Genomic DNA, 1,116 nt, shown 5'->3' with positions numbered 1-1,116 from the left:
CGCTGCCTCTCTGCGAGGGAACAAGCCTGCTGCAGCGGTCAGGTGGTCGCACATAGACCATGGGCCTTCTCCGGATCAGGGTGAAGGTTGCGCGTCGAGCGCGAGATTGAGGGCCAGCACATTCACGCGCGCCCCGCCGAGCAAGCCCCAGAGTGGCGCTTCGGTGTGATCGTCGATCAATTTTTCGACCTGTCCGATCGGCAGGTTACGCAGACGCGCCACGCGTGCCGCCTGGTAGTCCGCCGACGCCGGGCTGATGTCCGGATCCAGCCCGCTGGCCGAGGCCGTGACCAGGTCGACCGGAACTGGCGCGGTGTTGCCCGGGTCCGCCGTGCGCAGGGCTTCGATGCGGGCCTTGACCGCATCGACCAGCGCCGGATTCAGTGGCCCCTGGTTGGCGCCGCCCGACGCGGCCGCGTTGTAGGCCATCGGTGCCGTGGCCGATGGGCGGCCCCAGAAGTGCTTCGGGTCGCTGAAGTTCTGGCCGATCAATGTGGAGCCGACCGGCGCACCGTCGCGCACCACCAGACTGCCCGCGGCTTGCGCCGGAAAGACCGCCTGGGCGGCACCGGTCACGACGAGCGGGTAGAGGAGCCCGGTGAGCGCGCTGAACAGCACGAACAGCACGAGGGCAGGACGAAGAATGTCTTTCATGGGAAGTCCTCAAACAAGACCGACCGCGACCAGCAGCCAGTCGATGATCTTGATGCCGATGAAGGGCACGACGAGGCCGCCGAGCCCGTAGATCGCGAGATTGCGCCGCAACAGCGCCGCCGCGCCGACCGGCCGGTAGCGCACGCCCTTCAATGCGAGCGGGATCAGGAACACGATGATCAGCGCATTGAAGATCACCGCGGACAGGATGGCCGAGGACGGGCTCGCGAGCCGCATCACGTTGAGCGCGCCGAGCTGCGGATAGGTCGTGACGAAGATCGCCGGGATGATCGCGAAGTACTTCGCCACGTCGTTGGCGATCGAGAAGGTAGTGAGCGAGCCGCGCGTCATCAGCAGCGCCTTGCCCGTCTCCACCACCTCGAGCAGCTTGGTCGGGTTGGAGTCGAGGTCGACCATGTTGCCGGCCTCCTTCGCGGCCTGCGTGCCGCTGCCCCCATCGCC

Annotated in this window: 1 protein-coding gene and 1 pseudogene; both read right to left on the bottom strand. The window is 67.1% G+C overall.

The window, feature by feature from the left end; translation table 11 throughout:
- Positions 1-75 precede the first annotated feature (75 nt).
- Complete coding sequence (kdpC, locus tag AC1DY5_RS56665) at positions 76-654, bottom strand: potassium-transporting ATPase subunit KdpC (protein ID WP_478122875.1); 579 nt, start codon at positions 652-654, stop codon at positions 76-78.
- A 9-nt stretch (positions 655-663) separates the two neighbouring features.
- Positions 664-1,116: pseudogene (locus tag AC1DY5_RS56660) on the bottom strand (potassium-transporting ATPase subunit B); the annotation flags it as partial.

The sequence above is a fragment of the Variovorax sp. P4_D9 genome, assembly GCF_056401695.1.
Note: the sequence above shows the minus strand (reverse complement) of the source record. Positions and strands in the feature narration are given on the sequence as shown.